1 protein-coding gene is annotated in these 2,457 nt (G+C 71.7%); it reads right to left on the bottom strand.

The window, feature by feature from the left end:
- The coding region (locus tag DPM19_RS34650) for a polyketide synthase dehydratase domain-containing protein (protein WP_233511128.1) at positions 1–2,425 on the bottom strand (2,425 nt) is incomplete at its 3' end.
- Positions 2,426–2,457 lie beyond the last annotated feature (32 nt).

Genomic DNA, 2,457 nt, shown 5'->3' with positions numbered 1-2,457 from the left:
CGATCGTGGCCGCACCCGGGTACACCCCCAGCGTGATCAGCACATCGCGGAAGTTCACCCCCGCCGCACGCACCCCCACCCGCACCTGACCGGCACCCAGCACCTGACCGGCACCCACACCCCCACCCGAGCTCCCACCCGAGCTCCCACCCGAGCTCCCATCCGGGCCCCCACCCGAGCCCGCACCACCTTCAGGACTACCTCCACGGCCCCCACCTTCAGGGCCACCCTGAAGGCCCCCACCATCAGGACCGCCCTGAAGGTCCTCAGAGGGCACCGCGACCAGGCCATCGATCGACCCCGGCACCGGCACACCCAGACACCACCCCTGCCCGGCGGGCACGGCCAGCACATCACCGTCATCGGCCTCGGCCAACCGGGCCAGCCGTGAGGTGTACAGTCCTCCGTTCCGCAGCGCCAGCTGGGAGTGCTCACTGGCCGCCGCCTCTACCAGGCTGTCGGCCAGGGGGCGGCCGGGCTCATCATCCGGCGCATCGGCCGGCCGGTCGAGCAGCATGAAGCGGCCGGGATGCTCGGACTGCGCGCTGCGGATCAATCCCCACACCGTGGCGGTGGCCAAGTCGTTGACGGCCTCGTGCGGGTGGGCGGCCACCGCGCCCCGGGTCAGTACCAGCAGTCGGCTGTCGCCGTATCGCTCATCGGCAAGCCAGCCTTGCGCCAACTCCAGTACTGCGGCCGTGACGGCATGCGTCCGGCTCACCACGTCGGCCGGTTCGCCCGTGCCGGGGGCGGGATCGGTCAGCGGCAAGGCGCCGGTGAGCGGTAGGACCACGAGGTCGGGAACGGGAGCGCCATCGTCGATGGCCTGGCCGAGCGCGGCCAGGTCCGGGTGTTCCGATACCGAGATCCCCGCCTCTTGCAGCGCGGCGGTGACTCCCGGCTCGTCGGCGCCCAGCACGGACCACACACCGGCGTGTGGGACGGGGGAACGACCGGCATCCGCGGCGGGCTCCTGCGCGGCCGGAGCCGGGATCCACTCCACCCGGAACAGACGCTCGTCGCCGTCCCCGCTCCTCTCCCATTGCCGGGACGTGGTCGCGCGCAGGGACAGCGAGTCGATCGAGGCGATCGGGGAGCCCGCCAGGTCGGCCAGGTCCAGCGACACCATGTCCGGGCCGGTGGGACTGAGCCGGACTCGTGCCGTTACGGCGCCGGTGGCCTGCAGCCGTACACCTGACCACACGTACGGCAGGTGCACCTCGTCAGGGGCCTCGGTGGCGCGGGGACGAAGGGGGAGCAGGTGGAGGGCGGCGTCCAGGAGGGCGGGGTGGACGTCGAACTCGTCGTCGCCGGCCTGCGGCTCGGGCAGGTGGACCTCGGCGTACAACTGCTCACCATCACGCCAGGCCGCCCGCAGCCCCTGGAAGGCGGGCCCGTAGTGGTAGCCGCGTTCGGCCAGCTCCGGGTAGGCGTGGGTCACATCGACGGGGACGGCACCGGGCGGTGGCCACACCGACCAATCCGGTTCGCCGGGCCGATCCGGGGTTGGACGGTCGGAGTCCAGTGCGCTGAGCGTCCCGGTCACGTGGGTGGTCCAGGGCGCATCGGGTCGGTTGGTCGGGCGTGACCGGGTGGTGAGGGGACGGCGGCCCTCCCCGAGCGGGCCGATGGTGATCTGCAACTGCAGGGCGCCATGCTCCGGCAGGATCAGAGGCTCATGCAGGATCAGTTCCTCGACTTCACCGCAACCGGTGTGGTCACCGGTGTGGATGGCCAGTTCGAGCAGCGCGGTGCCGGGCAGAACGACGGTCTGGTCGATGGCATGGTCGGTGAGCCAGGGATGCGTGCCGGCGGCCACCTGCCCGGTGAACAGATGGCTGCCGTCGGCGAGTTCCGTGGCGGCGTTCAGCAGGGGATGCCGCAACCTGCCCATCCCGAAACTGCCCGCGTCCGCGGCGACCGCAGCGGAGTTCAGCCAGTACGGCTTCCGTTGGAACGGGTAGGTGGGCAGCGGTACGGGGCGCGCCGGGGCCGGGAACAGGGCGGCCCAGTCGATGGGGACGCCGCGGGTGTGGGCGGTGCCCAGTGCGGTCAGGAGGGTGGAGGGTTCGGGGTGGTTGCGGCGCAGGGCGCCGATCGCCACCGGGGTGGTGGGTGGTGGTGTCCGGGGTGAGTCGGTGGGGTCGGCGGATGGGTCCTCGGCGGCGAGGATCTCGGTGATCATGGGAGTGAGGGCGGCGTCCGGGCCGAGCTCCACGTAGGTGGTGACGCCGTGCCGGTGCAGGGCGGTGATGCCGTCGCGGAAGCGGACGGCCTGGCGCAGATGGCGGCCCCAGTAGTTCGGGTCGTGCAACTGGTCGGCGTTCGCGAGGGTGCCGGTGAGGTTGGAGATCAGGGGGATGGTGGGCTGGTGGTGGGTGAGCTGTTCGGTGACATGGACGAGCTCATCGGCGGCTTGGTCCATGTGGGGGGAGTGGAAGGCGTGGCTGACTCGTA

Source organism: Actinomadura craniellae, from assembly GCF_003289645.1.
Taxonomy (GTDB): domain Bacteria; phylum Actinomycetota; class Actinomycetes; order Streptosporangiales; family Streptosporangiaceae; genus Actinomadura_D; species Actinomadura_D craniellae.
This window is presented reverse-complemented; position numbering and strand designations above follow the sequence as displayed.